The 23,046-nt window shown below is 64.7% G+C and carries 26 protein-coding genes and 1 tRNA gene; 9 read left to right on the top strand and 18 right to left on the bottom strand.

Annotated features, from left to right (window positions below):
- Positions 1-131: 131 nt before the first annotated feature.
- On the bottom strand, positions 132-1,139 hold the full coding sequence (gene hemB / locus E2L06_RS00825) for a porphobilinogen synthase (RefSeq protein ID WP_138777709.1): 1,008 nt from the start codon (positions 1,137-1,139) through the stop codon (positions 132-134).
- A gap of 137 nt (positions 1,140-1,276) precedes the next feature.
- Here hemB and E2L06_RS00830 point away from each other — a divergent pair, with 137 nt between their 5' ends.
- Positions 1,277-1,600 (top strand): ferredoxin family protein, encoded by a 324-nt coding sequence (locus E2L06_RS00830; RefSeq protein WP_008013714.1) that lies wholly within the window; start codon positions 1,277-1,279, stop codon positions 1,598-1,600.
- Between the two features lie 14 nt (positions 1,601-1,614).
- On the opposite strand, the gene E2L06_RS21645 is transcribed toward E2L06_RS00830, so the two are convergent.
- The gene (locus tag E2L06_RS21645) at positions 1,615-1,779 is read right to left on the bottom strand and encodes a DUF6757 family protein (protein WP_006183007.1); all 165 of its coding nucleotides are present in this window, start codon (positions 1,777-1,779) and stop codon (positions 1,615-1,617) included.
- Between the two features lie 56 nt (positions 1,780-1,835).
- On the bottom strand, positions 1,836-2,615 hold the full coding sequence (locus E2L06_RS00835; protein ID WP_138777710.1) for a PHP domain-containing protein: 780 nt from the start codon (positions 2,613-2,615) through the stop codon (positions 1,836-1,838).
- Between the two features lie 169 nt (positions 2,616-2,784).
- On the opposite strand from E2L06_RS00835, the gene E2L06_RS00840 reads away from it, so the two are divergent.
- Positions 2,785-3,072 (top strand): DUF2795 domain-containing protein, encoded by a 288-nt coding sequence (locus E2L06_RS00840; protein WP_138777711.1) that lies wholly within the window; start codon positions 2,785-2,787, stop codon positions 3,070-3,072.
- 185 nt (positions 3,073-3,257) lie between these two features.
- On the opposite strand, the gene E2L06_RS00845 is transcribed toward E2L06_RS00840, so the two are convergent.
- Positions 3,258-4,265, bottom strand: a complete 1,008-nt coding sequence (locus E2L06_RS00845; RefSeq protein ID WP_138777712.1) for a DUF5784 family protein — start codon at positions 4,263-4,265, stop codon at positions 3,258-3,260.
- A 217-nt stretch (positions 4,266-4,482) separates the two neighbouring features.
- Here E2L06_RS00845 and E2L06_RS00850 point away from each other — a divergent pair, with 217 nt between their 5' ends.
- On the top strand, positions 4,483-4,656 hold the full coding sequence (locus E2L06_RS00850) for a DUF5786 family protein (RefSeq protein ID WP_249361448.1): 174 nt from the start codon (positions 4,483-4,485) through the stop codon (positions 4,654-4,656).
- Here the strand turns inward: E2L06_RS00850 and E2L06_RS00855 are convergent.
- From E2L06_RS00855 to E2L06_RS00865, 3 genes are read right to left on the bottom strand one after another with little or no spacing between them, the layout of a single operon-like run.
- Positions 4,653-5,390 (bottom strand): hypothetical protein, encoded by a 738-nt coding sequence (locus tag E2L06_RS00855; protein ID WP_138777714.1) that lies wholly within the window; start codon positions 5,388-5,390, stop codon positions 4,653-4,655. The genes E2L06_RS00850 and E2L06_RS00855 overlap by 4 nt on opposite strands.
- Positions 5,387-6,340, bottom strand: a complete 954-nt coding sequence (locus E2L06_RS00860; protein WP_138777716.1) for an NAD(P)H-binding protein — start codon at positions 6,338-6,340, stop codon at positions 5,387-5,389. The genes E2L06_RS00855 and E2L06_RS00860 overlap by 4 nt, the downstream gene beginning before the upstream one ends.
- Positions 6,341-6,370: 30 nt before the next feature.
- Entirely contained in the window at positions 6,371-7,381 is a 1,011-nt protein-coding gene (locus E2L06_RS00865; RefSeq protein ID WP_138777718.1) for a YkgJ family cysteine cluster protein, read from the bottom strand.
- A 107-nt stretch (positions 7,382-7,488) separates the two neighbouring features.
- On the opposite strand from E2L06_RS00865, the gene E2L06_RS00870 reads away from it, so the two are divergent.
- Positions 7,489-7,734, top strand: a complete 246-nt coding sequence (locus E2L06_RS00870) for a hypothetical protein (RefSeq protein ID WP_138777720.1) — start codon at positions 7,489-7,491, stop codon at positions 7,732-7,734.
- Between the two features lie 112 nt (positions 7,735-7,846).
- On the opposite strand, the gene E2L06_RS00875 is transcribed toward E2L06_RS00870, so the two are convergent.
- Positions 7,847-7,935 (bottom strand) — tRNA-Gly (locus tag E2L06_RS00875).
- A 202-nt stretch (positions 7,936-8,137) separates the two neighbouring features.
- Between E2L06_RS00875 and E2L06_RS00880 the strand changes: the two genes are divergently transcribed.
- Complete coding sequence (locus E2L06_RS00880) at positions 8,138-9,967, top strand: helicase C-terminal domain-containing protein (RefSeq protein WP_138782470.1); 1,830 nt, start codon at positions 8,138-8,140, stop codon at positions 9,965-9,967.
- Positions 9,968-10,179: 212 nt separating this feature from the next.
- Here the strand turns inward: E2L06_RS00880 and E2L06_RS00885 are convergent, their stop codons facing one another.
- Positions 10,180-11,343 (bottom strand): class I SAM-dependent methyltransferase family protein, encoded by a 1,164-nt coding sequence (locus E2L06_RS00885; protein WP_138777722.1) that lies wholly within the window; start codon positions 11,341-11,343, stop codon positions 10,180-10,182.
- Positions 11,336-12,460, bottom strand: a complete 1,125-nt coding sequence (locus E2L06_RS00890) for a 60S ribosomal export protein NMD3 (RefSeq protein ID WP_138777724.1) — start codon at positions 12,458-12,460, stop codon at positions 11,336-11,338. The genes E2L06_RS00885 and E2L06_RS00890 overlap by 8 nt, the downstream gene beginning before the upstream one ends.
- A 267-nt stretch (positions 12,461-12,727) precedes the next feature.
- On the opposite strand from E2L06_RS00890, the gene htpX reads away from it, so the two are divergent.
- Together htpX and E2L06_RS00900 are read left to right on the top strand one after the other, a co-directional pair.
- A complete protein-coding gene (gene htpX, locus E2L06_RS00895) occupies positions 12,728-13,615 on the top strand; it encodes a zinc metalloprotease HtpX (RefSeq protein WP_138777726.1) in 888 nt (295 codons plus the stop codon).
- A gap of 24 nt (positions 13,616-13,639) precedes the next feature.
- Positions 13,640-14,245 carry a hypothetical protein gene (locus E2L06_RS00900; RefSeq protein ID WP_138777728.1) on the top strand — a complete coding sequence of 202 codons (606 nt, stop codon included), beginning with the start codon at positions 13,640-13,642 and terminating at the stop codon, positions 14,243-14,245.
- A 259-nt stretch (positions 14,246-14,504) separates the two neighbouring features.
- Here E2L06_RS00900 and E2L06_RS00905 read toward each other — a convergent pair whose 3' ends face one another.
- Together E2L06_RS00905 and E2L06_RS00910 are read right to left on the bottom strand one after the other, a co-directional pair.
- On the bottom strand, positions 14,505-14,909 hold the full coding sequence (locus tag E2L06_RS00905; protein WP_138777730.1) for a DUF5518 domain-containing protein: 405 nt from the start codon (positions 14,907-14,909) through the stop codon (positions 14,505-14,507).
- 176 nt (positions 14,910-15,085) lie between these two features.
- On the bottom strand, positions 15,086-15,703 hold the full coding sequence (locus tag E2L06_RS00910; protein WP_138777732.1) for a GAP family protein: 618 nt from the start codon (positions 15,701-15,703) through the stop codon (positions 15,086-15,088).
- Between the two features lie 267 nt (positions 15,704-15,970).
- Between E2L06_RS00910 and E2L06_RS00915 the strand changes: the two genes are divergently transcribed.
- Together E2L06_RS00915 and radA are read left to right on the top strand one after the other, a co-directional pair.
- A complete protein-coding gene (locus E2L06_RS00915; RefSeq protein WP_138777734.1) occupies positions 15,971-17,158 on the top strand; it encodes a PQQ-binding-like beta-propeller repeat protein in 1,188 nt (395 codons plus the stop codon).
- Between the two features lie 148 nt (positions 17,159-17,306).
- A complete protein-coding gene (radA, locus tag E2L06_RS00920; protein ID WP_138777736.1) occupies positions 17,307-18,338 on the top strand; it encodes a DNA repair and recombination protein RadA in 1,032 nt (343 codons plus the stop codon).
- 189 nt (positions 18,339-18,527) lie between these two features.
- Here radA and sufU read toward each other — a convergent pair whose 3' ends face one another.
- The 6 genes from sufU to E2L06_RS00950 form a co-directional block, all read right to left on the bottom strand.
- Positions 18,528-18,950: a Fe-S cluster assembly sulfur transfer protein SufU gene (gene sufU, locus E2L06_RS00925; RefSeq protein WP_138777738.1), complete on the bottom strand. Its 423-nt coding sequence runs from the start codon at positions 18,948-18,950 to the stop codon at positions 18,528-18,530.
- A 241-nt stretch (positions 18,951-19,191) separates the two neighbouring features.
- The gene (locus tag E2L06_RS00930) at positions 19,192-19,644 is read right to left on the bottom strand and encodes a response regulator (protein ID WP_138777740.1); all 453 of its coding nucleotides are present in this window, start codon (positions 19,642-19,644) and stop codon (positions 19,192-19,194) included.
- Positions 19,645-19,859: 215 nt separating this feature from the next.
- Positions 19,860-21,104, bottom strand: a complete 1,245-nt coding sequence (locus tag E2L06_RS00935) for an aminotransferase class V-fold PLP-dependent enzyme (protein WP_138777742.1) — start codon at positions 21,102-21,104, stop codon at positions 19,860-19,862.
- A gap of 339 nt (positions 21,105-21,443) precedes the next feature.
- Positions 21,444-22,295, bottom strand: coding sequence for a sensor domain-containing protein (locus tag E2L06_RS00940; protein ID WP_138777744.1), 852 nt, complete (start codon positions 22,293-22,295; stop codon positions 21,444-21,446).
- A 5-nt stretch (positions 22,296-22,300) separates the two neighbouring features.
- Positions 22,301-22,651, bottom strand: a complete 351-nt coding sequence (locus E2L06_RS00945; protein ID WP_138777746.1) for a hypothetical protein — start codon at positions 22,649-22,651, stop codon at positions 22,301-22,303.
- Between the two features lie 73 nt (positions 22,652-22,724).
- The gene (locus E2L06_RS00950; protein WP_138777748.1) at positions 22,725-23,042 is read right to left on the bottom strand and encodes a hypothetical protein; all 318 of its coding nucleotides are present in this window, start codon (positions 23,040-23,042) and stop codon (positions 22,725-22,727) included.
- Between the last annotated feature and the right edge of the window lie 4 nt (positions 23,043-23,046).

Raw genomic sequence — 23,046 nt, forward strand, 5'->3', positions numbered from 1 at the left:
CCCGGCGTCGCGCGCGGTAGATATTGCCACCGCCCGTTGGCGGGCCGACCGTTTCTTGACATTCGTCTATAGAGCCGTCTCGAGTCGCAACTAACGGGCACCTCGCTGACGCGCGACGGCGGCGACCGCCGCTACAGTTGTCGTGCGACGTCTTCCGCGAAGTAGGTCAGAATCAGATCCGCACCGGCCCGTTTGATCGACAGGAGCGACTCAAGTGCGACGGCCTCGAGATCGAGCCATCCCTTCTCGGCGGCGGCATGCAGCATGGCGTACTCGCCGGAGACGTTGTAAGCTGCGACGGGGTGGTCGAACTCCCGTCGGATGGCGCTGACAATGTCGAGATACGGCAGAGCGGGTTTGACCATCATGACGTCTGCACCCTGTTCGGCGTCCAGTCGGACCTCTCGCAGGGCCTCGCGGGCGTTCGCGGGGTCCATCTGGTAGTGTCGCCGGTTGCCAAACGACGGCGCGCCGTCGGCGGCGTCCCGGAACGGACCGTAAAACGCGCTCTCGTACTTTGCCGCGTAGCTCATGATCGGGACGCCCTCGAACCCTGCCCCGTCGAGCGCCGATCGGATCGCACCGACCATGCCGTCCATCATCCCACTCGGCGCGACCATGTCAGCGCCCGCGCGAGCGTGAGAGACAGCGATCTTCTCAAGCGCCCCGAGCGTCGCGTCGTTGTCGACGGTCAGTGTCGGCTCACAGGCGGGGCCGTCCGCGAGCGCATCGCCGCGCAGTTCCTCCTCGAGCGGCCCGCAGTGGCCGTGGTCGGTGTATTCACAGAGACAGACGTCAGTGATGACGTAGGCGTCAGTCTCGCTCGTAATTTGACGTAGCGCCTCCTGGATGACGCCGTCGTCGGCCCAGGCGCGGGTTCCTTCGGGGTCTTTTGACTCCGGAATTCCGAAGAGCATCACGGCCTCGACGCCGGTCTCGAGCACTTCCTCGACGCGGGCGACGGCATCGTCGACCGGCACCCGCTCGTGGCCGGGCATCGACTCGATGGGGACGCGCTCGTCGGTCGTCGCGTCGACGAACACCGGCGCGATCAGATCGGTCGGCTCGAGGCTGGTCTCGCTGACGAGGTCGCGAACCCGGTCCTGCCGGAGCCGGCGGGGACGGTGTGTGAGGTCCATACCGGGTCTACTGACGGAACGTGCAAAAGCGGTGCGTTCGTACTCGTCCGAGGCTGCTGCCCCACTCGAGGGCAACCGACTCTCAATGAGACGAGCACGCACTTTTAAGTGCGCGTCTGACATCTACCATGTTAGTCATGGCTATCGATCCACAGTTCACCGAGAATCGGGAACAGGTCGACGAACACAACGGTCATTCGGTCTGGGGCCCCGTCGATGAACCCGAAGAACTCGGGATTCACGGCACGCACGTCGCGGTCGATTTCGACATCTGTCTGGCCGACGGAGCCTGCGTCGAGGACTGTCCGGTCGACGTCTTCGAGTGGGTCGACACGCCGGGCCACCCCGAAAGCGAAGAAAAGGCAGACCCCGCAAACGAGGCACAGTGTATCGATTGTATGCTCTGTGTCGACGTCTGTCCGGTCGACGCGATTGACGTCGATGCGGGTCGAACGGCGTAATACTGGACCGTCGCTTACTCGGCGCGGTCGACGTCGACTTTCTCTTTGAGGCTCTCGAGCCCGTCAGCTTCCGCGAGCTCCTGTAACCGCTCACGGAAGTGTTCCTCGCAGAGACCGACTTTGAGCCCGTCGGACTCGGCTGCGAAGGCGGCCTCGCGGTCACAGTAGTGGCAGTTCATACCCGCCCGTACGGACCACGAGGCATTGAACCCTCCGCTAGCGATCACTCGCTGTATCACTCCGCTGTCAGCTCGAGGCGCTCGTAGGTCTGCCGAGAGAGCCCATCGATACCGAGGCGCTCGTCGTGTGCGTCGCTGCCGCCGGTGGTGAGCAGATCGTGACGCTCGACCGCGCGCTCGACGGGCTCGCGGTCGACCTCGCGGCCGTAGGGGTACTGGAGTTCGACGGCGTCGAGCTCGGCCGAAAGCGCGAGCGCCTGCTCGGGATCGCGGTAGCGCAGCGGATGAGCGAGCGAGACGAGCCGACACGACTCGGACAGCGCCGCCAGTCCCCGCTCGAACGACGGGACCTCACGGGGGACGTAACACGGACAGTTGGAGCCGATGAGATGGTCAAACGCACCCTGATAGTCGTACTCTATGTGTGGGTGGGCGTCGATCGCCCGCGCGATGTGGGGCCGTCCGAATCCGCTATCGATCGTTACGCCAAGATCGACGCCCAGCCGCGATTCCACGCAGTCGACGATCGCCCGCCCGCGCTCCATGCGATTTTCTTGAATCGACTCGAGGATCGTCTGGAGGGCCGCACTCGGCTCGAGTCCATACCCCAGTAGATCGATCCGCTGAGAAGCGTCGGTGCCGACCCGCAGCTCGATCCCGTGGATGAGCGTCACGCCGTCGCGTTCGACGACCGGCCCGTCGAACGGCTGGACCCGATCGTGGTCCGTCACCGCGACGACGTCGACGTCATCGCGACGTGCGACCTCGGGGACCGCCTCGAGTGGCAAACTGCCGTCCGAGCGGGTGGTGTGGACGTGTAAGTCCGCGTATGGCATACCGTACCCGAACAGGGCCGTTCCTAAAGGCATTTCTCCGGACCTGCGCCTGCTTCTCGATCGGTCGACATGTCTGTTTCACATCTACTAGGCGTATTAGGTATATAATGAGGCTAGAAAACATGCATGGACAATGTTTATAATTATCGTTCACGGATGATAGGGCGTAATGCTGCTCAATGGCACCGGCGACGTCATCGACGACCACGACTACCCCGCAACGACTGAGGAACTGATCGACGAGTACGGGGACCGGACCCTCGAACTCCCCAACGGGTCCGAAACGGTCGGCGACGTACTCGCCCGCCTCGAGTCCGAAACCTTCGAGCACCCGGAAGACGCACGTCTCGCCGTCTACTCCGCTGTCAGCGACAAGGCTGTCGGCCGCGTCGGCTACAGCGACCGCGACCCGACACCGGTCGGCAGTCCGTATTCGCCCGACGCAGTCTCGTTCTAAGACCGCGTTCCTTCTCGAGTCGGTATTCAGCCGATCGCGTCGCAGCACCGTCACAGCTACAGCCAGAGGAGTGCGAGCTACGGTCTGTGCCCCGCTCGTCGACCTCGTTGAACCCCTCGGACGTACGCTCCGACAAGCGGCACGACGAAACGACCAACCGGAGTTCCGGCGTTGGTGATCGCAGGTCAGTCGAGAACCGCCATCGCGTCGGCTAACTCGAGCGGAACCGCTCCTTTCCGGTAGCCTTCGACGTGACCGTTCGGCCGGGTGCGGTAGACGACGGCGGGACGGTGGCGCACGTCGGGCTGTTCGCCGCGGACGGCGGCCCACTCGTCGTCCCGGAAGCTCGAGCAGTCGACGAACAGGGTTGCGCCGCCGCCGTGGTCGGCCAGCTGGCCGTTGGTTTTGGTCTCGGCCGTCTCGCGGACGGCGGCGACGGGGCCGGTGGCGGCGCGAGTACCCGGCGGCTGTGGCCGGGTGACTTCGACGAGGACGTTGGTGTCATCGGCTTTGGCGCGGAAATCGAGCGAGTGGCCGGTCGTGACCTCGATTTCGGGGACGACGTCGTAGCCGGCATCAGTGAGGTGTTTCGCGGCGATGAACTCGGCCATTGCGGCGCTCATCCGGACGCGGTCGACGTGGTCGCTGGTGCCGAGTTTCCCCGACATGACGTGTCGATACTCGTCTAGGACGCCGGTCGACAGGAAGTCCTCGAAAAACTGGGTCGTCTCACGGTGGTCGGCGTCGGGAAAGCCCGCGGCGTGGTCCCGGAAGAACGCGCGGGTCGAGTCTCGGCCGTCTTTGGACATGAAAACGGGCAGGAAAAACCACGAGATGTGGGGGTAGTCCGCGAGCCAAGGGGACCGCTCGTGGAGCGTCGCGGTCAGTTCCCGCTTGGCCCATCGTGCGACGTGGTGGGGGACGTCCCGCCAGCCGAACTTATCGGTCTTCCACAGCGCGGACGGCGTTTCGGTGTTGCCCATCCAGTAGGCATCACCGTTGGCGTGTGCAAAGAGAGCGACGTCGCCGTTTTGCATCTCGAAGCGATGTCCCTGCCAGTTACCGCCGATTTTGAACCAGGGCGTGACGGATTCTGCGCCGATGTTCGACTGAAGCGGTTGAAGGATCTCTCGGTGGATACGCCCGTCGTTCCACGACTGGGGCGAGTAACGAAAGCGAAGCGGCCGTGCCACGCTCGTTCCTACGGTGGGCGGATGCATATATCGTTCGCTGTGTCCCACTGTGCCCCACCTACGGGGATACTCGGTATGGGACGCACACTCGCGGAACTCAGCTCCACTCGATCGGCGTAGGTCCCCGCGTTCACACGGGGGAGAAGCGTCACTGCCACCGGGTGTGAACGACCGTTACATTAATAGTCGCGACGGCCGTACCATGTTGATACTTACCATGTCAATGGGTGCCTATGACGAAGACGAGCACGAGCGCCGCGAAAAGCAGGCGTCGACGGTCGATACCGACTTCGACGACGAGCGAACGATCTATCGCGGTGAAGTCGAGTACGACGCCGGCGACTCCGCCGAGGACCTGCTCGATACCTTCGAGCAGATCAAGTCGAACTAACGGTGGCCGGGAGACGCCACTTCCCTCTCTTTTTTTCGTCCCTGAACGACGATCGAAAGCGTCGCAACGACCGCAACGGCGACGACGTGACCGACGACCGCGACGAGTAACACCTCGTGATCCGCGACGAGCGGCACTAACAGCAACTGCACTGCTGCGAAGCCGACGTTGATCGCGTCGATGCGCTGGTACGCGTGTGTCGAACCCGGCTCGAACGCGTAGGTGATCGCCCGCCACAGCCCGACGACGCTCGCCCACCAGCAGGTCCCGATCCGATAGACCACGTCCCAGAGGACGAGCAACGCGAGACCGATCGCAAGCGCCGGCGGCTCGGTCCCGAAGAGATCGACGAGCAGTGACGTCCCGGCTTCGCTGCTCCGTGGATCGACGACGAACAGATAGGTGACGAGTGCGATGAACGCCACTACGCCGAGGACGACGTCGATGCTCGAGCCGAACAGCAACCGCCGGTACGCCGTTGGCGTCGGCAACTTGCGAACGGATCGGCTGAATCGCAGCATGAGCCAACTGCCGACCGTCGCGACAATGACGGCGACCGTGCCGGGGACGACCGCCGCCCAGAGGTCATACAGAGCTGCAACGACGACGATCGCGGCCTCGAAGCCGAGAAACTGAATGCCGATCGCCGTTCGACCCGAGACGTTCAGCCCGGGAATCGTCCCGAGGAGACTCTCGTAGACCCACGTCTCGCCGTACTCGACCGAACCGGTCATTTCCCGCCCCGCTCTGTCGGTGCTGCCGTCTCGGCCTGGACACTCCGTTCGGCGTCGCCCGACTCGAGGCCGACGGCTCGTCGAACCGCAACATCGAACGGCGTCAACTCGAGGTCGACCAGCCGTTCGAGCCGGTCGTCCGTGACGACGACGCGATTACGAACGCCCTCGATCAACGGGTAGGCGACCTCTCTGGGAACGTCGGTGACGAGCCCGACCCAGTGCGCCGAGAGTCGCGGACTCAGGACCGGTACGGAGATGATCATAGGGCGGCGACCGGTCGCGATCTCCGCGGTTGCGAGCAGCATCTCGCGGTAGGTGAGCACGTCCGGCCCCCCGATCTCGTACGTTTCGCCGGCCGTCTCCGGACGCTCGAGGACGGCCAGACAATACGCGATCACGTCGTCGATCGCGATCGGCTGTGAGTCGGTGTCGACCCACTGTGGTGTTACCATCACCGGGAGCCGCGTCGCGAGCTGGCGGACCAGCCGGAAACTCGCACTGCCGTCACCGATAATAATCGCCGCTCTGAGGACGGTTACGTCGGCGCTGCCCGCTCGCAGGAGCGTCTCGACCTCCCGGCGAGAGGCGAGGTGACTCGAGAGCGCGTCGCCCTCGCTGCCGAGCCCGCTCAGATAGATCACCCGCTCGACGCCGGCGTCGCTTGCGGCCCGTTCGAAGTTCCGCGCGGCGCGTCGATCCCGCTCGGCGAAGTCCCCGCTGGCACCCATCGCGTGGATCAGATAGTAGGCGACGTCTGCGTCCGCCAGCGCTGCCTCGAAGCTCCCCGGCTCGAGGACGTCCCCTTCCACGACGGTGACGCCGTCAGGTGGTTCGTAGCTCGCAGCGTCCCTCACGAGGACTGTCACGTCGTGGGCCGTCTCCGCGAGGAGCGCGGCCACGAGCCGCTGCCCGACGAACCCGGTTGCTCCCGTTACGAGTACTCGCATACCTGCCATTTGGACTGGAAGGGCTTAATCTCACTCGCGGGCGTCCCAGCCCGGCGTCTCGGGTGCGCCCCGCTCGCCCTCGATAGCGTCGGCGACCGCTGGCGACGGAACCGCTTCGCCGGCCTCCCGGCAGCGCTCATACCAGTCGCGGCTCGCCGGGCCGACCCAGGACTCCGTCGTAGTCGCCTCCACGTCGGTGTCTTCGCCCTCGAGTAGCTGCGCGGTCGCCTGCTCGTAGTGATACTCGGAGATGGCGAGCGTCCCGGGACTCGAGGCCGCGGCGACCGCGATCGGCTCGGCGCGATCCCGTCTAGTGAGGTCGTCGGCTGCGGCCCGCTCGACGATCCCCTCGAGAGCCGCCGGCCGCGGATGACAGAACAGCTTCGCCCCGATCGCCTGCGAGCCCAACAGGAGGCCGTCGGGATCGTCGTGGTCGGCCGCGAGTAGCCGATCGCCACCGACGGCCGACTCGACGCGCTCGCATTCGGTCTCCTGTCCGAGCGCGAGGGTGTGTTCCGGATACGCGCCGCACTCGGCGGGAAACAGGTCGTCCTCGTGGATCCGACACTGCAGCGTCGTCGGATCGAGAAAGACACAGGTCGGCAGCCACGCCGGCTCGTCGCGATCGAACGGGGCCACCGGCTTCGGCGGTTTCCGGAGCCCGATGAAAAAGACCGGTCGACCTGCGATGGCTGCGATGGTGTGACCGTCGATCTCGACGCCCTCTCGCGGAGCCTCTCCGCTCGAGGAGTCCGAGGAACGTGGTTCCTCGCGTTCGTCGCGGGCGTGCCAGAACCGCGGGGTCAGTGCGTCTGCCATTCCGGCCTCGAGAAACGCCCGCACCTCGTCGCGGGTCAGCGGGACGAACGTGGGGTCGTCGTCGAGTGGCTCCCGAGACGGTTCGACCGAGTCTTCACCTTCGAACGGATCGCGCCGTCGGTGTCCGTCTCCGTCGACAGCGTCTCGAGCGTCCGCTTCGTCCGCGAGCAGTCCGCGCCAGTCCAGACAACAGCCCGCACAGCCCTCGCAGTTCACCTCCATATGTGGCGCTACATCGCAATGTCGGATAACCGCTGTGCGGGCTCTCGCCACGCGAAGACTATCGCGACAGGCGAACGGCTTTCACCGTGCGACACCCACACGCAGCTATGTCGAAAGCCTCCTGTGACGGCTGTGGCCGCACGGTCACGATTTCGGGCGGGATCGCCAACCTCTGGTCATTCGGCACCGACGCCGGCACCGTCGGGACCGCGATCACGCTCGACCTCGAGGACGGGACCTCACACCTGCTGTGTTATCCGTGCCTCGAGGTACTGCCCGACTATCCGACGGCCGATGATGTCGAGCGACTCGAACAGGTCGACGACGAGACGTCGCAACTCGGCCCGCAGTAAAAACATGACAGGAGTCGGGAGTCGGTCGGTACTGCACCGCCACACTGCGTCGGAGCGTGTCGTCTCGCGACCGCAGCACGCAGCCACAACCACGGGGAACCGCAACCGCGAGCGGAAGGGGTGGGATTTGAACGCCACGGGGCAAAGTGCCGCCGCGGAACCAGGTGGCACCGCGGTGCTCTTCCGCTGAGCGACCCTTCCACACATCAGTGCGACGCCGGGTTCCGTATTTGTAATCGGCCGACTACCACCCTCGATGGCGGCCACTTCTGGTCCGTAGGCGACTGATACCGATGAATAGTCCCCGGTTTCACCGACGATGGGCGGCCCCCTGGCACGGCTGATTCACAACGGACGCGACGGTCCGCAGCTTTTACGACGTGGCCGCGCCGTGAGACGAACGGTGAATCCCGAGCGGCTCTTCGAGGAGTTTCCCGCGCCGAGTTACCGCGGGGCACAGCAGCAGGCCCTGCGCGACATTCGTGACGCCTTTGCGGCCGGCAACGACGTCGTGCTCGTTCGCGCACCGACGGGCAGTGGCAAGTCCCTGCTGGCTCGGGCCGTCGCCGGCTGTGCCCGGCGGGCCGGCGAGGGCGACCCCAGCGATGCCACGGGAGCCTACTACACGACGCCACAGGTCTCCCAGTTAGACGACGTGGCGGCCGACGACCTCCTGGCCGACCTCAACGTCATCCGCGGGAAGTCGAACTACACCTGCATCTTGCCGGACGAACGTGACACGCCGGTCAATCAGGCTCCATGTGTGCGCGAGCGAGGCTACGACTGCTCGGTCAAACATCGCTGTCCGTACTTTTCGGACCGAGCGATCGCGTCGAACCGTGAGATCGCGGCGATGACGCTGGCCTACTTCATGCAGACCGCCGGTAGCGATGTGTTCCGGAAACGCGACGTCGTCGTCGTCGACGAGGCCCACGGTCTCGCCGAGTGGGCCGAGATGTACGCGACGATCCAACTCGGCCCGCGAACCGTCCCGTTCTGGGACGAGCTACGTGTTCCCGAGGTCGACTCCGTCGAACGTGCCGTCCGCTACGCCGACAATTTGGCCGGAACCTGCGAACGCCGAAAAGACGAGCTGCTCGCACAGGAGACGCTCTCGGCCGCCGACGTGCGCGAGCGCGATCGCTTACAGGAGCTCATCGGCGAGCTCGAGTGGTTCGTCTCCGACTACCGCGACCCGCAGAGTCCGACGACGTGGCTGGTCGACCAGTCCAAGCCACACGGTCGCGACGATAGCGCCGACGACGCAGACGACCCCGCAGGCGGCCCGCTGACGATCAAGCCGATGAACCCCGAAAAGTACCTCCAGCACACCGTCTGGGATCGGGGCAACAAGTTCGCGCTTCTGTCGGCGACGATCCTCAACAAGGCGGCCTTCTGTCGGCAGGTGGGTCTCGAGCCCGAGCGAGTCGCGCTGGTCGACGTCGAGCACACCTTCCCCGTCGAGAACCGGCCGCTGTACGACGTGACACAGGGGAAGATGACCTACGAGCACCGCGACGAGACGACGCCGAAGATCGCGCGGACGATCGTCCGACTAATGGCCCACCACCCCGACGAGAAGGGGTTGATCCACGCCCACTCCTACGACATTCAGGAGCGCCTGGCCGACCTGCTTGCCGACTTTGGCGTCGGCGAGCGGATTCGGACTCACGATCGCGACGGTCGCGACGCCGCCCTCGAGGCCTGGAAAGCCAGCGACGAGCCCGATGTCTTCCTCTCGGTGAAGATGGAGGAAGCCCTCGATCTCAAAGGCGACCTCTGTCGCTGGCAGGTGCTCTGTAAGGCCCCCTTCCTCAACACCGGCGACTCGCGGGTGGCCCACCGGCTCGAGGAGGGCCAGTGGGCGTGGTACTACCGGACGACGCTTCGCACAGTGATTCAGGCCTGTGGCCGAGTCGTCCGTGCGCCCGACGACTACGGCGCGACGTATCTCGCGGACTCGAGCCTGGTAGATCTGTTCGACCGTGCGCGGACTGATATGCCCGACTGGTTCGAAGCGCAGGTCGATCGGATGCAACAACCGGACCTGCCGACCTTCGAGCCCCAAACCGCACTCGGCGATCGTTCCGCCACTGGATCGTCACGCCGGGGTGCGAGCACCTCAGAGTCTACCGCCGGGGGGCGATCCAGCCGTTCGTCGTCACAGTCGGGCCGGTCGCGACGCTCGTCTCGCTCGAGTCCACTGGCGGACGTGTGGGATACCGACGAGTGATTGCGCGACCTGCCTCGTTCGATGCGATCGGTGGGCGTCGAGCTAGAAAATAGCTGTTGCACCCCAGGCGACCATCGAGGACACCATGAGGAGCGCGAAGGCGAGGGCGATAACCTGATTTTTGTCCATGTACAACGGCAGTTCCTCCGCGAGTATCAAACCCACGACACGGTGCGTGACGGAGTCGCGCCGGCAGCCGGGCAGTCGGCGTCTCACTCGAAGCGCGCGTCGACGACGATGTGTGCGACGCCCGCGCTGTGGCTTTTCACACGCCGTTTCCCGACGATCTCGAGGTCGCGCCCGGCTGCATCGGCAGCCGTCTCGAGCCGTGTGAGCGGGCGGTCCCACAGCCGCGATTCGGGCGTCGCTTCGTGGTAGTGGACGACGCCGCCGGGAGAAAGCGCTGTGAGAGCGTCAGAAAGAAAGTCGCGTGCTTCGTCGGTTCGCGTTCCGTCGCCGTCTCCGTCGGTAGTGCCATCGGAACTGCCGTAGTAGCCCATGACGACGCGATCGGCCTCGAGGTCGCCGGCGAGGTCCCGACAGTCGGTCATGTAGGCGTCGACTCGATCGCTGACGTCGTTGAGCATGGCGTTCTCGAGCAGATAGCGAAACGCCGTCGGGTTGAGTTCGGTCGCAGTGACTTGCGCGCCGGCCCGCGCTATCGGCAGCGTGAAGTAGCCGATCCCGGCGAACATATCGAAGACGTGTTCGTCGTCGCCGACGAGCTCGCCCATCCGAGCGCGCTCGGCCTGATTACCCGGCGAGAACATGACTTTCGTGGGATCGAGGCCGTACCGCGTTCCGTGTTCGGTATGAATCGTCTCCGTGTCGCTGCTTCCGGCGAGCAGCCGCGTGCGGGGCTCGCGATAGGTGCCCGCTGTGCCGTCGTTTGCGATCCCCTCGTCGGCCAGTACGCTGTCGGCCTCGCCGTGGAGCTCGAGCAGGGCTTCGCCAACCGCCGTCTCGTCGGGACAGTCCTCGGGGAGGGTCACGAGGATCACCGAGCCGATCACCGCCCACGAACCCGGCGTCGACTCGAGGTCCTCGTCGCTCCAGCCCCGCTCGGCCAGCAGGTCCGCGAGATCCGGGCTTCGGGGCTCGGGCTCGAGTTGCCGGACGACCTCGCGGACCTGCGTTTTTGCCGGCGGTGCCGTAATTGGGAGGGCGTTCCTGTCGGGGCCGTCCTCGCAGACGCGTCGCGACTCGTCGTAGACGCCCTCGGCGCGCAGCGACTCGATGGCCGCCTCCGTCCGCGGTTTGTCGACGATCGCTGCCAGCGGCGCGTCAGCGTTCGCTCGCTCGAGGACGGTGTCGGCTGCCGGCTCGAGGTTGGGATCCGTCTCGCGTGCGGCCCCGTCGTCCGCGTTCTCAGTCATCGCGCTCGTCGGGCAGGATGTGCAGTCCGGCGCGGCTCTTCAGTACGGGCACGGTCTCGGCCTCGGGATCGAAGTAGTCCGGTCGGGCGACGGTCGTCGCCTGAAACGTTTCGGGGTCGAGAACCTGCACGGCGTTGTCGTCTTCGATGGTGACGACCGTGGCTTCGGTCGCGTCCTCGAGTTCGCCGAGTTTGCGTGCTTCCGGCGAGTTGCCTTCTTCGTAGCTCGCTTCGTAGCGTTCGCCGGTCGTGACGCGAATTCCCTTGAGGTTCCCATGGGCGCTACGGACGAGGACGGGGCCGCCGTCGTCGTCGGCGAGGTCGATGATGTCGCCGGGGGTATAGGGTGGCAGGCGAACGGCGAAGGTGACGCGATAGACCTCGTTGCCGTCTTCGTCTTCCGTGACGAGGGTTTCGGCGTCGTTGACGGTGCCGCCGAACTCCTCGATCATCTTGTTCGAGATCTTCTTGCCGATCTTGTTGGTCGAGACCTTGATGTTCAGTCCGTCGTCGGTCTCGCCAACCTCGGTGACGAAGGCGTTGCGATCGCCTGTGGCCTCCATGTCCGCGACGGTCTGATTCGCGATCTCTTTCGCCCGATCCATTTCGTCGCTCGTCGGGGTGCGGTCCTCCGCGCGGATCTGGACGATGCTGGCGTAGTAGTCGCCGGCGATCCGCCCACACCGCGTACAGGTCTGGCGGGCGATCTTGACCGGGACCGTCACCTGCTCGTCGACCGGCGTCCCGCGAACGACGCCCGTGAAGTAACAGTGCATCCGGATCGTGTTCTGGTCGACCTGTTCGGGATCGATCTGCCAGGCGACGTCCTCGACGTCGACGTGGACGGCAAGCGCCTGACTGACCTCCTCGATGGCGATGTCGGTGTAGTCTTCGGCACCGACGTCGACCCAGCGATTCCCGCGGTAGACCGCCCCACACTGGGCACAGACGCGAACGTCGATTCGGTCCGGCGCGTCGACGAAGTCGAAGTCCTCGAAGTAACACGAATCACAGAGTTCGACTTCTGCACCGGGCCGCAACGGGTCGTTCGCGTCGCTTGCCGACCGTTCGGGCACCGAATCCCCACACCGGGGACAGAACGCACGCGACTCACTCATTGGCCGTGTTTGGAATCTCGGGGAGTTAAGGGACGCGTTCTGCCCGGTTGCGCTGCGTTCGCTCGCGGAGCTCGCATGCTCGAGACGTGGCATCGGGTCGGTAAACGCGGCAGACGCTCGTCGGACGGCCGCTCGATTCGAGTGCGTCAGACGTGACTCAGTCACACGGTCTCCATCCGAAACGAAGGGGTTCGGTCGCCGATGCGGGAACGGTGACATCTCGCGGCGGTGGTGATACTTATTCCGTCGCGTCCCGTACCTGAGGATATGAACTGGCAGGCGGACTGGGGACTGCGCTTTCGGATGTTCGTGACGATGTTCCTGCTGTTTGCGCTGTACATCGTCTTCGCAGGCGTGATCACCGCCTACGTCGGCGGCGGACTGCTCGTCTTTGCGCTGCTGTTCGGCGGGTTCTCGCTCGTCCAGTACTACTTCAGTGACACGCTGACGCTGCGGAGTATGGGTGCGAAGACCGTCTCGCGCGACGAGTATCCACAACTGCACGGCTCGATCGAACGACTCTCTCAGCAGGCCGACCTCCCGAAACCCAAAGTGGCGGTCGTCGACTCCAAGGTGCCAAACGCCTTCGCGACCGGCCGCAACCAGAAAAACGCCGCCGTCTGCGTGACGACCGGGCTCATGAACACGCTCGAGCCCGAGGAACTCGACGGCGTGTTGGCCCACGAACTCGCCCACGTCAAGAACCGCGACATGATGGTGATGACGATCGCCTCCTTCCTCTCGACGATCGCCTTTATGATGGTGCGCTGGGGGGCCTTCTTCGGCGGCGGGCACGGGCGCGGCCGCGAGGGTGGCGGTGGTGGCATCGTCGTCGCGATCCTCGTCTCGCTGGTCGTCTGGATCATCAGTTACCTGCTCATTCGAGCGCTCTCGCGGTACCGCGAGTTCGCCGCCGACCGCGGCGCAGCCGCGATCACAGGCAATCCGTCGGCGCTGGCCTCCGCACTGCTGAAGATCTCGGGCCAGATGGACAAGGTCCCCAAAGACGACATGCGCGAGGAAGCCGAGATGAACGCCTTCTTCATCATCCCGATCAAGTCCGGCGTCATCGGCCGGCTCTTCAGCACGCATCCGTCGACCGAACGACGCGTCGAACAGCTCCGCGACCTCGAGCGCGAAATGCAGTCCTTCTAAGGGATCGCACCGCTCACAGAACCTATGGGACTGCTGGACGGACTCCGCGCCATCCTCGGGTCGCGCGCCGAGACCGACGCCGGACGTGACGCCGACCCCGACGACCTCTTCGGGATGAGTACCGCCTACCTCACGATGGAGGCCGATCTGGGCTACGAGTCACTGGACGTCGGGGCGCTGTGCTTTTCGGGCGTCGACTCGAGCGATTTCCGGGACGCCGTCGACGAGGTCGAGGCGATCCTCGAGGCCGGTCAGGAGGAGACCGGCACCGACTTTTCGGTCACATCGGACGATCACGGCTACCACTGGGTCGTCCTCGCGGACGACGATCCGGAGGATCTGATCACGAGTATGCACTTCGCCGCGGACACGTTCATCGAGCACGGCTACGGCTCGCGGCTGCTCGCCGCCGTGTTCGCGTACAGAAACCGGGACGGGCCTGCCTACTGGATCTACTCCTTCCGACGTGGCCGCTTCTATCCGTTCGTCCCGCGAGCCGGTCGGGAACGCGATTCGAGTACGGAGTTTACCCTCGAGTCGGCGTTAGACGGTGAACTCGAGATCGAACGCGAGAAGGAGTACTGGTATCCGCTCTGGCCCAGCGAGGGGGGGACCCATCCCTGGGAGTGAGGTCGGTGACCGGTGCCGCCCCGTCGCCCGGTTTTCGCGTTCCAGCTGACGGACTCCCAAATCGTGTTGGGAACACCGGTATTGCAGCGGGGCGGCTACGGTGAAGTACGCGGCAGGAAGCCACATCATCACAACTGCGCCATACACCAGTTGCTCCTGCTTACCTTTCCTGTCGCGCCGTTTCTCCATGTAGTGAGCCAGCGGCTCGAGGAACGTCCGGCAGCACGTCTCCACTTTTGCTCGGGGACGGCAGCTTCGCTTACGCCCGTGCACCGGCGATTCTTCGGGCGGCCCGGCGTCCGTGTGCCCACGAGCCGACCGCGCCGCCGAGGGCCCCAGGAACGGCGTAGAACGCGAGCAGGAGCAAGCCGCCGACGAGCACGCCGAACGTCGGGACGACCCCCGCAAAGAGCAGCGTGGTGAACGTCACGATCGCCAGCGTGAGAAGCGACCCGAGGACGGTTGCGATCCCGCCGTGGATCGCGCCAGTGCTCACTGTCCCGCCGGCGATGTATCCGGCGACGAGCCCGCCGCCGATGCCGATCAGCCCCCACGACGTCGTCAGAGCCACGGTTTCCGTCCCCGCGACTATGAGTCCGCCAATAATGCCGAGGGCGATGGTGGCGATGAATCCGATTACGATAGCTTTCCAATTTAATTCCATGGTCAATCGTGTAGCAGGCTTCCAGAGCTGATAAAGCTCTTTTCAGCGCTTCCGGAGAGTACAGCCCCTTAGACAGGTTTTCTGTCGGTACGGAGACGAAGGTCGTTTCCGGGCAGGCGGCGATACGAATCACCCAGCAGCGATGCATGGCTGCCCACGTACAACTGCGTGGACACTCAGCCCAGAAGATTGTTGAGCGTCATCACGATAAAAAAGAGGATCACGAGTTCGTTGATGACCCACGAGTTCGCGTCCATCCAGTTGCGCGCCTCCGGAAGGAAGGTCTCGGCGCGCTCACTGAAGGCGACAAGCGTCAGCGATGGGAGTGCAAGCACCAGAAGCGTACACAGGATAAACGGGATAGCCTCGAGCAACGACGCACCGCGGGCCGCCAGATAGGAGCCGACGGCGACCGATGTGAGGATGTCGGTCGGGAAAAACCCCATGAGGAGAAAGCCGAGTCTGAACGAAAATCGAGGTGTTGCGGTCTCGAGTTTCCCCATCCATCGCGGCGGTTCCGACGTCTCTCTCGTGAGGTAGGTGTGAACCGCCGCGAGCACGAGCGCGACGAGGACGATCGCGCTGAGCGTTGTATTCGATTCACCCTGTTCGGTCACACCCGCGCTTAACTCATACGCAATCGTGACGATGAGTGAGATCGAGATGGCTGCACCACCGACGAACGCGGCCGAGTTTTGCCGCCAGCGGTCGCTCGTCGCGAGGAAGATGGTACTGAGGATCTGCGGGCCCGCGATCATCACGAACACCATCGGCAACACCTCGAGGAATCTCATGGCTCGCTCACCGACGCAGTACGTGTCGACCCGTCAGAAATCGACTGACGGGGTGCTGTCGGTGACAGCCAGCGGCTACCGCCGGGACCGCTCCCGTCCGACGGTGCTCGCGTGGATCGCTCGCCGGTCGTCAGGAAACACATCGAAGCGCTGTCGACTGTCTACCACTGCAACCGTGGTTAAATCTTGGCCGTGTGGCTCGTGCCGAGAATGTAAGCAGTGCGTGCTTCCCATCCATTATATCGGTAGGGTCGGTAGCCACATGCAGTGACTGAGTGGAACCAGTACAAGGGTGATCCGCAGCACTCCGGACTCCGGCGCGACCTCGAGGGCCCTGCCCGCGTGACCGAAGCGTGGACGGCCGACCTCGCTGGCCCACCGGGCTCGCCGGTCTGCGATCGCGACACCGTCTACGTCGGCACGGCTCGTGGGAACTGCTACGCGCTCGAGATCGCGACGGGCCGCCGGCGGTGGGTCGTCGAGACGACAACGGCGACCGACGCGACGCCGGTCATCACTCGCGACCGGCTCTATGTGGGGACCGGCGATGGAACGATCTCCGCGCTCGATCCCGCCACCGGCGAAGCGGTGTGGGAGGCCGAGTTATCGGGCGCCCTCGAGTCCGACCTCGTGCTCTCGAACGGTCGACTGTGTGCCGGCCATGCCGACGGGTTGACCGCGCTCGAAGCCGAGACGGGAACGGAACTGTGGACGCACGAGACCGAGTCAGCAGTCGCTGGCACCCCAGCTGTCGCCGACGGGCGGGACGTGGATCGACGCGGATCGACGCAAACACCGCTCTCGGAGCCGGACGAGACGGCTTCGCTCGAGGACGACCGGCTGTCGGAGCCGGACCAGCGGTGGATCGACGAGCGGGTGTTCGCCGGCACCGCGGACGGGACGGTGGTCGCACTCGAGGCCGAGACGGGCGAGGCGGTCTGGACTGCGCCAACTGGTGGCGCGGTCGCGACCGGGCCAACCGTCGCCGCGGATCGGGTCTACGTCGCCGACGACGCGGGGACGATGCTCGCACTGGACGCCGCCACTGGCCAGTCGTGGTTCACCTACGAGATACGGGGCGGGTTCACCACGTCGCCGACGGTGCTCGCGGCCGCCGAGACGACGTTCGTCGGCGCGACCGACGGCTACTGCCACGTCACCGACACGACCGTCGGCCGGCGCAAACTGCGTGGCTGGCTGTTCTCACGCAAAGGCGTCGAACTCGACGGCCCGGTTCGTTCGTCGCCCGTCGTCGTCGGCGACGTCTGCTGTGTCGGCGACGCGACCGGGTCGCTATACGGGATCGCCGTCGACGATGCCGAACCGATCTGGCACGTCACCCTTGCTGATGCCGTCAGCGGGACGCCCGCGGTCGCCCCTGGCCACCTCTTCGTCGGCAGTGACGACGAGCGGCTCACCTGTCTCGAGTGGGACGCCGACGAGCCAGTGCGCTGAGACGCCCGCTTCGATTCCTGCTACCGAGATGCGTCTTCCCTGATAACGCTAGTGCATCAGTTTCGGATCACCCCGACGCCTTCCTGCACTTTCACTTTCACCCTCCTGTTAACGAGGGTTTATGGGGGGTCCGGCACAACGGAGGAGTATGCCCGAAGCAGATCTCGAGACGCTCCCAGGCGTCGGACCGGCGACCGCAGACAAACTCCACGACGCAGGCTTCGATTCCTTCCAGAGCCTCGCCGTCGCCTCTCCTTCTGAACTCTCGAATACGGCCGACGTCGGCGAGTCCACCGCATCCGACATCGTCCGCGCTGCCCGCGACGCCGCCGACATCGGTGGCTTCGAGACCGGCTCGACGGTCCTCGAGCGCCGCAACGAGATCGGCAAACTCAGCTGGCACATCGACGAGGTCGACGACCTGCTGGGCGGCGGGATCGAAACCCAGTCGATCACCGAGGTCTACGGCGAGTTCGGTGCCGGCAAGTCCCAGGTGACCCACCAGATGGCCGTCAACGTCCAGCTTCCAAAGGAGGTCGGGGGCCTCCACGGCTGTGCGATCTTCGTAGACTCCGAGGACACGTTCCGCCCCGAGCGGATCGACGACATGGTACGGGGCCTGTCCGACGAGGCCATCAACGCGACGCTCGAGGACCGCGAGATCGAGGGCTCGGCCGACGACGAGGACGCGGTCGACGCACTCGTCGAGGACGTCCTCGAGAAGATCCACGTCGCGAAGGCGTTCAACTCCAACCACCAGATGCTGCTGGCCGAGAAGGCAAAGGAACTCGCGGGCGAACACGAGGAGTCTGAGTATCCCGTCCGTCTGCTCTGTGTCGACTCGCTGACCGCCCACTTCCGTGCGGAGTACGTCGGTCGTGGCGAACTCGCCGACCGCCAGCAGAAGCTCAACAAGCACCTCCACGACCTCGATAAGGTCGGCAACCTCTACAACTGCGCCGTCATCGTCACCAATCAGGTCGCCTCCAACCCCGACTCGTTCTTCGGCGACCCGACCCAGCCAATCGGTGGCAACATTCTGGGCCACAAGTCGACGTTCCGGATCTATCTGCGCAAGTCCAAAGGCGACAAGCGGATCGTCCGACTGGTCGACGCGCCGAACCTCGCCGACGGCGAGGCCGTCATGCGCGTCCAGGACGAGGGGCTGAAGCCGGAGTAAGCGGACCAACGTCAGTCTCTCCCCTGAATAGAACCAGCGGCGGCCTTCTCTCTCACGATCCGATCCCCGAGCGACGGCTGCCACCGTCCCGAGATGGGCTGTGTCTCTCGGGAACCCGCTCGAGGCCGCTGCCGCTGCTACCGAGGTGGAACACGGATGAACGGACAGCGGAACGCAAAACGCGTGGTCTTAATCGTCTTCGGTCGTGGTTTTGTCGACGTCGAGGTCGCCCTGATAGATCTCCGCACCGTCTTGGGCGACCTTCTCGGCTAAGACTGCACACTTGACTCGCATCGGCGAGATGTCTACGCCGAGCATGTCGATCACGTCGTCGCGATCCATCTCCTGTAGTTCGTCGATCGTTTTCCCGGCGAGTTCGCTCGAGAGCATGCTGGCGGAGGCCTGGCTGATCGCACAGCCGTCGCCCTGGAATGCAACTCGCTCGATGGTCTCCTCGTCGTCGTCGAGTTTGATGTCCATGCGAATCTCGTCGCCACACATCGGGTTCTCGCCGATGTGGGTGAACGTGGGATCCTCGAGTTCCCCGTAGTTGCGGGGGTTCTTGTAGTGGTCGAGGATCTGCTGTCGGTACATATCAGAGCCCAGTCCCATCGTTGAAAACGAGTAGGCCAGTGAGTTGTAAAAGCGTTCCGGGGCCGAAATCGGCAGTCACGTCGGTCTGTGATGGATTCATACGGGCTGCTGTCCCGATGTCCCGGTGCACCCGCAGAGCAGTGGCGATCCCACCGGCACCCACTGACAGGAGTCCGTATCGGACCGATTCGGCGGCCTTGCTGCCGAACTGCTCACGGAGGTCTCCGACCGCCACGCGGGCGGCGGCGAGGGTACGGGATCACTGTGATCGCTTTTGAACGATCGCGAACCAGAACTCCTCGATGGATCGGACGAACTCGACGAACTTCTCGGGCCCGATCGGTTTCTGCATGTAGGTGTCCGCCTCGAGTCCGTGAGACCGGATGATCTCCTCGCCTGCATCCGAACTCGTGAGCACGACGACCGGGATCTCCTCGAGCGGCGACTCGTTTTTCAACTCCGAGAGGACATCCATTCCGCGTTTGCCGGGGAGCTGTGGCTCGAGCAAGATGATATCCGGGCACGGTTCGGTCGCGTACTCGCCGCGCTGGTGGACGTACTCGAGCGCGGACTCCCCGTCGGAGACGGTGTGAATGGTGTTGAGCAGTTTTGCGTCTCTGAACTTCTCCTCGAAGAGACGGCTGTCGCCTGGATTCGGCTCGACTAACAGAATATGGATCGGGTCACTCGGCTGCATACCGTCCGTGGCCATTTCCACCAGATAGCGTGTGCGTCGGTAAAACGGCCCGGTCACGCCTGCTGAACACTCTCGTCTGGCGAACGCCGTGGAGCGATCACCGCCGACGATTCGGTCCTGTTGTTCTTCATAGTCGGTGTTCGCTCACGCGAACAACTGACGTGCGTCTACGAAGCGGCTTCGCCGCTTCGAGCCTTGCCTCGCATGCTCGGCAAGACGTCCCTTGCGCGTCAGCTAAAGAGCTGACGTGCGTCGTCGATAGCCGCAACCAGCTTGTCGACCTCGTCTTTCGTGTTGTAGACGTAGAAGGAGGCGCGAGCCGACGCGGCGACGCCCAGTTTGTCGTGCAGCGGCTGGGTACAGTGGTCGCCGGCGCGGATCGCGACCGCGTGGTCGTTCATGATCGAGGCCAGATCGTGGGCGTGGACGCTGTCGACGTTGAAGCCGACGAGCCCAGCGCGCTCGGGGCCTGGCCCGGGGCCGTAGATCTCTACGTCGGGTTCGGCTGCGAGTTGCTCGTAGGCGTACCGGGTGAGCTCTTCTTCGTGGGCCTGGATCCGTTCCATGCCGAGCTCCTCGAGCCAGTCGATCGCGGCGACGAGGCCGACGGCCTCGGCGATCTGTGGCGTCCCGGGCTCGAACTTCCAGGGGAGGTCGTCCCAACTCGAGTCCTCGAAGGTGACCTTGCGGATCATGCCGCCGCCATAGAGGTAGGGCTCCATCTCCTCAAGCAGTTCCTGCTTGCCGTAGAGCGCGCCGATCCCGGTCGGGCCGGCCATCTTGTGCCCGGAGAAGGCGTAGAAGTCGGCGTCGATGGCGTCGACGTCGACGGGGCGGTTTGGGACGGCCTGTGCGCCGTCAATGAACGCCAGCGCGTCGTGCTCGTGGGCGATGTCGGCCAGTTCGGAGACGGGATTGACGGTCCCGAGCGTGTTCGAGACGTGGACCGCCGAGAGCATCGCGGTGTCGTCGGTGATGACCTCGCGGGCGTGGTCCATATCGAGACGGCCGTCCTCCGTCACCCGGATGTACTCGACGTCAGCGCCGGTTCGCTTGCCGATCTGTTGCCAGGTGACCAGCGAGGCGTGGTGTTCCATCTCGGTGAGGACGATCTCGTCGTCGGGGCCGAGTTCGTTCAGCCCCCACGCGTACGCGATGAGGTTCTCGGCTTCGGTCGTGTTCTTCGTGAAGACGATCTCCTCGCGGCCGTCCGCGCCGATGAAGTCGGCGACGCGATCGTGGGCCTCCTCGTAGGCGATCGAGGCCTCCTGGCTCAGATGGTGGATGCCGCGGTGGACGTTGGCGTTGTACTCGCGGTAGTAGTTGCTCATCGCGTCGACGACCGGATCGGGCGTCTGGGTCGTCGCCGCGTTGTCGAGGTAGACGACCTGCTCGCCGTCGAACTCCCGCTCGAGAATGGGGAACGCCTCGCGAATCGCCTCGACGTCGAGTGACTCGAGGTTCTGCTGACTCATTGGTGACTAGGAGGGACCGCACACAAAACACTCCTTCGGTCCGACGAGAGCTGCCGTGTCCGGATCGCGTCGGACCGGCCCGTCGCTTGTGGTCACAGTGGTGCTGACCGAGCCGATCGAGTACCGATACGGAACGAGGGGGAAGGGGGAGTGGGATGGGGGGGTCGGGAAGCGGACGGCAAGGGAAGTGGGGGGGACGCTGGCGGGCGCCCTTGCCGCAATATCGTCTTGGTGTCTCTTGGGGAAACCAGTATCTCCAAAGAAATTTGGGTCGCCGGTCCGCCATCGCGTGACTGCCGGCTACCGCCGCGATCATTCGGATAGCAGCACGCTGACGTCCTACAGCTCCGGCGGCTCGCTGAAGATCGACGGCTGCGTGTTTCGGAGCAAGAGGTCCGTATACTGCGCGAGGAGCCACGCGGCGGCGTTGAACAGGTGCAAGACGACGAGTCCGACGAGCACGCCGAGTGTCGAGACGGCAAGCGCCGTCGGCAACGAGTCGACGTACAGCGAGATCAGCTCTCCGTCGGCGATCGAGAGCGTGACCGGGGCAACGTCGATGATCCAGCCGTCGTGTTGGTAGGTGAGTTCGGGGACGAACTCGATCGGGTCGCCGATGTGGATGCCGACCGTCCGATTCCGGTAGTGAAGCGGTGCGGCGACCAGCGTGTACGTGAACGTCACACCGAGGACGAGGACGATGAACGAGGCCGTTCCGATCACGAACTTGCTGAACAGGTAGGCGACGCCTTTCCACGTCCCGCGGTCGACGACGACCCGTTTTGCTCGCTTGCGGACGCTGTCGGCCGAGTCGGCCGTCGGAACGTCGGTTCCCAGCAGCCGATCGGCAAGTCGCCGCTCGAGCGCGCTCAACTCGATCGAGGCGAACAGGGTACAGAACGCGACGGGAATCCCGAGACAGACCATGACGAGCGCGATCGGAATCCCGGCGATCAGGAGCGCGCCCGGCTCCGTCCGGCTGATATCGACGACGGCAAACAGGAGTCCGAACGGGATCGCAAAGCCGGTCACGAGAACGGTAAAGTATCCGATCCCCAGCGGAAACGAAAGGAGGAGGTATGCGATGTTCCTGTACGTCTGTCTCCGCGTTGCAACGCCGACGAACCGCTGGATCGCGGCTCGAGCGCGGTCAAAAGCGGTTCCGACCGAACGGTGTGATGGCATGGACATGGCTGTTAGTCTGACCTCCTGAACGAGCGAACGATCGCGACGAGACCGAGCAGATGACAGGCGGTGACGACGAGTAACACGGTCGCGTCGGTCGCGTCGGTCACTCGAGCGATCGTATGCGAGAGCACGAACGGGACCACCGTGAGGAAGGCGACGCCGATCGACAGGAACAGCATGGGTCGGCTATCGTTGCGGGCGTAGCCCCGATAGGCCGTCCACGAGACGACGGTCCCGAGGACGGCACTCGCCATCCCGACGAAGAAGATCGTCGTCGACTCGTCGAGGCCGAGCACCGTCGTCTCGAGGAGTGCGACGACGACTCCATCGGTGAGTGAGCCGGTGGCTGCGACGGTCATCGATCCCACCCCGATTGCGCCTGCTCGAGCGCGAGCGCTGGGAATCGGCCCAGCGGTGATCGATCCGGTCGCGTCACGGGCGGCCGTAGACGGTGTAGAGGATCGCAGTGAGTCCCGCGATCTCGCTCGCGGTTGCGAGGACGGTCGTCGTCAGCGAGGACGCACCGACCAGCGTCGGCAGCAGGAACCGGACGGCCGTCGGCACGGCAGCCAGGAGCGCGATTCCGAGTGCGAGCCAGAGCAACGGCGGGCGGCGCGCCTCCCGATAGCCGTCGTAGGCGCGTTTCGCGATCCAACAGGCGATCACGAACGCGATGGCCTGTCCGACGAAGACGGCGATCGCGATCGAGGCGTCGCCGCCCGTGACAGTTTGGAGGAGAGGCCTTGACATCGTG

The organism is Haloterrigena sp. H1, from assembly GCF_005938085.1.
In the GTDB taxonomy this organism is placed as follows: domain Archaea; phylum Halobacteriota; class Halobacteria; order Halobacteriales; family Natrialbaceae; genus Natrinema.

Bases quoted from the DNA above. Each gene is read 5' to 3' on its own strand.
- E2L06_RS00835 (WP_138777710.1), bottom strand. From the start codon at position 2,615: ATGCCATACGCGGACTTACACGTCCACACCACCCGCTCGGACGGCAGT.
- E2L06_RS00850 (WP_249361448.1), top strand. From the start codon at position 4,483: ATGTCAATGGGTGCCTATGACGAAGACGAGCACGAGCGCCGCGAAAAG.
- E2L06_RS00870 (WP_138777720.1), top strand. From the start codon at position 7,489: ATGTCGAAAGCCTCCTGTGACGGCTGTGGCCGCACGGTCACGATTTCG.
- E2L06_RS21645 (WP_006183007.1), bottom strand. From the start codon at position 1,779: ATGAACTGCCACTACTGTGACCGCGAGGCCGCCTTCGCAGCCGAGTCC.
- E2L06_RS00865 (WP_138777718.1), bottom strand. From the start codon at position 7,381: ATGGAGGTGAACTGCGAGGGCTGTGCGGGCTGTTGTCTGGACTGGCGC.
- E2L06_RS00855 (WP_138777714.1), bottom strand. From the start codon at position 5,390: ATGACCGGTTCGGTCGAGTACGGCGAGACGTGGGTCTACGAGAGTCTC.
- sufU (WP_138777738.1), bottom strand. From the start codon at position 18,950: ATGGGACTGGGCTCTGATATGTACCGACAGCAGATCCTCGACCACTAC.
- E2L06_RS00950 (WP_138777748.1), bottom strand. From the start codon at position 23,042: ATGTCAAGGCCTCTCCTCCAAACTGTCACGGGCGGCGACGCCTCGATC.
- E2L06_RS00945 (WP_138777746.1), bottom strand. From the start codon at position 22,651: ATGACCGTCGCAGCCACCGGCTCACTCACCGATGGAGTCGTCGTCGCA.
- radA (WP_138777736.1), top strand. From the start codon at position 17,307: ATGCCCGAAGCAGATCTCGAGACGCTCCCAGGCGTCGGACCGGCGACC.
- E2L06_RS00860 (WP_138777716.1), bottom strand. From the start codon at position 6,340: ATGCGAGTACTCGTAACGGGAGCAACCGGGTTCGTCGGGCAGCGGCTC.
- E2L06_RS00890 (WP_138777724.1), bottom strand. From the start codon at position 12,460: ATGAGTGAGTCGCGTGCGTTCTGTCCCCGGTGTGGGGATTCGGTGCCC.
- E2L06_RS00910 (WP_138777732.1), bottom strand. From the start codon at position 15,703: ATGAGATTCCTCGAGGTGTTGCCGATGGTGTTCGTGATGATCGCGGGC.
- hemB (WP_138777709.1), bottom strand. From the start codon at position 1,139: ATGGACCTCACACACCGTCCCCGCCGGCTCCGGCAGGACCGGGTTCGC.
- E2L06_RS00885 (WP_138777722.1), bottom strand. From the start codon at position 11,343: ATGACTGAGAACGCGGACGACGGGGCCGCACGCGAGACGGATCCCAAC.
- htpX (WP_138777726.1), top strand. From the start codon at position 12,728: ATGAACTGGCAGGCGGACTGGGGACTGCGCTTTCGGATGTTCGTGACG.
- E2L06_RS00840 (WP_138777711.1), top strand. From the start codon at position 2,785: ATGCTGCTCAATGGCACCGGCGACGTCATCGACGACCACGACTACCCC.
- E2L06_RS00900 (WP_138777728.1), top strand. From the start codon at position 13,640: ATGGGACTGCTGGACGGACTCCGCGCCATCCTCGGGTCGCGCGCCGAG.
- E2L06_RS00935 (WP_138777742.1), bottom strand. From the start codon at position 21,104: ATGAGTCAGCAGAACCTCGAGTCACTCGACGTCGAGGCGATTCGCGAG.
- E2L06_RS00905 (WP_138777730.1), bottom strand. From the start codon at position 14,909: ATGGAATTAAATTGGAAAGCTATCGTAATCGGATTCATCGCCACCATC.
- E2L06_RS00940 (WP_138777744.1), bottom strand. From the start codon at position 22,295: ATGTCCATGCCATCACACCGTTCGGTCGGAACCGCTTTTGACCGCGCT.
- E2L06_RS00930 (WP_138777740.1), bottom strand. From the start codon at position 19,644: ATGGCCACGGACGGTATGCAGCCGAGTGACCCGATCCATATTCTGTTA.
- E2L06_RS00830 (WP_008013714.1), top strand. From the start codon at position 1,277: ATGGCTATCGATCCACAGTTCACCGAGAATCGGGAACAGGTCGACGAA.